This is a genomic window from Burkholderia sp. L27(2015), assembly GCF_009765705.1.
In the GTDB taxonomy this organism is placed as follows: domain Bacteria; phylum Pseudomonadota; class Gammaproteobacteria; order Burkholderiales; family Burkholderiaceae; genus LMUX01.
Genome location: NZ_LMUX01000048.1, coordinates 1 through 2,079 on the forward strand (window position 1 = coordinate 1; position 2,079 = coordinate 2,079).

Genomic DNA, 2,079 nt, shown 5'->3' on the forward strand with positions numbered 1-2,079 from the left:
CCCAATTCGACTCCAAGGGTGACCTCAAGCAAGGCGTGATCTCGCTGTACGACTACGTTGGCGGCAAGCAAAAACTGCTCGACATCGTCAAGATGTAAAACTGCGGTAGCACGTTGCGGTGGATGGCGCGACATCCATCAGCCGCAACGTGGCAACACGCTTGAAGATCGCGCTTTAGGATCAATTAAACACAATGCTTTGCGGATACCGGCAGCACACCGGCGGTCCGTGGATGCGTATGCCCGTGGCCGAAAAGCTCACGTAGTGTTGTGTTTTAGCGATTGTCAGGGTCTTTACTAATAAGCCCATTAGTACTACGAAATTAAGATCCACCCCGTGTTGGAAAATCGGGCAAGCCTGTTTGCTGTCATCGCGCTGCTTGGCGATTTTCCTAGAACACCGTCTTTTTCGTAATCCAACTTTCCAAGGGCAACAACATGAAAAAATTGGTCCTGGCTGCAGCCATCGGCGGCATTTTCGCCGTCCCGGCTTACGCACAGAGCAGCGTCACGCTATACGGCATTGTCGATACCGGCGTGACATATGTGAACAATGCGGGTAAGGGTGCGGTAACCGCGATGCAAAGCGGTGTTGCGCAAGGTAGCCGTTGGGGCTTGAAGGGTACTGAAGATCTCGGTGGCGGCCTGAAGGCAGTCTTCCAACTCGAAAACGGTTTTAACGTCAACAATGGCGCGCTCGGCCAAGGCGGTCTCGATTTCGGCCGTCAAGCTTATGTCGGTCTTTCCAGCGACAAGTTCGGTATGTTGACCTTGGGTCGCCAATACGACTCGATCGTCGACTTCGTCCAGCCCACCACGATGAACGGCACCTGGGGCGCGCTGTTCTCGCACGCCGGCGACATCGACAACTCGGACAACGGCTTTCGCGTCAACAATGCGATCAAGTACACGAGCCTCTCGTATGCCGGCTTCCAATTCGGCGGCTTGTATTCCTTGGGCGGCGTAGCCGGCTCGACGACCGCGAACAGCACGTTGTCCGCGGGTGCCAGCTACACCAACGGTCCGGTCTATTTGGCCGCGGCGTACTTCACAGCGAAGAACCCGGCGACCCAGTTCCTCGACGGCAACTTCACGGCCAACCAGGCAACCCCGAGCGCGAACGGCGCATTCGGTTATGTGGGTCACCCGGCCAACATGCAAGTGATCGGCGCCGGCGGTACGTATGCAATCGGACCCGCGATATTGGGCCTGGACTATACGAACACCCGCTTCGGTTCAGCCAACGGCACCGCCAGCTCGGTCACGTTCAACAACTATGAACTGTGGGGTCAGTATTCCATCACGCCGGCCACGACGCTGTCGGCCGGTTACACCTACACCACGGGCAAGGTCAACTACCTGGTCAACGGCAACCGTCCGAAGTACAACCAGTTCAACTTGCTGGCCGACTACGCGTTGTCCAAGCGTACCGACGTGTACCTGATGGGTGTGTATCAGAAGGCATCAGGCGGCGCATTCGCCGATATTTATGACGGCTTCCCGGCAGGACAATCGAGCACCACCAACCAGGTGCTGGGACGCGTAGGGATACGCGCGAAGTTCTAAGCGCGTGGAGTTTCAAGGATGTTTGTTCTGCGATGGCTGTCTCGGCAGCTATCGCAGCGCAGCTCGGGTAGCGATGGCTGTATGCAACCCGAGTTGCGGTAATGCCCGGTGGTAACACCAGAAAGTGTATGGCTCCAGAGGTAGTGTCGCGAGAGGCAATTGAATGACGCGTGGCGTCGCAGCCCGCGTCTTTTTTTTGACCCGCATGCGCCAAGCGCGTCGAGCAGAAAATCATCGCGCCCCTGCTGAGAGCTATGCGATCGCGTTAATCACTCGAGTTGCGTTCCTCGGTTCACGTCCTGGGTTAACCACGCCTCCACTCGACAATTCCAATTTATATTGGGGCATCTCCGGCACGATGGATTTTGGATCCGAGCCGGTGATCCATTTTGTAGTTTTCATCGAAGGATTCGGTTATGGATATTTTCGTCCAGCAGCTCATCAACGGTTTAGTGTTGGGCAGCGTGTACGCGATCATCGCGTTGGGGTACACGATGGTGTACGGGATCTTGGG

1 protein-coding gene and 1 pseudogene are annotated in these 2,079 nt (G+C 56.3%); both read left to right on the forward strand.

Features of this window, described 5'->3' with window-relative positions:
* Positions 1-437: 437 nt before the first annotated feature.
* Positions 438-1,565 (forward strand): porin, encoded by a 1,128-nt coding sequence (locus GSQ77_RS29010; protein ID WP_158907612.1) that lies wholly within the window; start codon positions 438-440, stop codon positions 1,563-1,565.
* 416 nt (positions 1,566-1,981) lie between these two features.
* Positions 1,982-2,079, forward strand: a pseudogene (locus tag GSQ77_RS29015) (branched-chain amino acid ABC transporter permease); the annotation flags it as partial.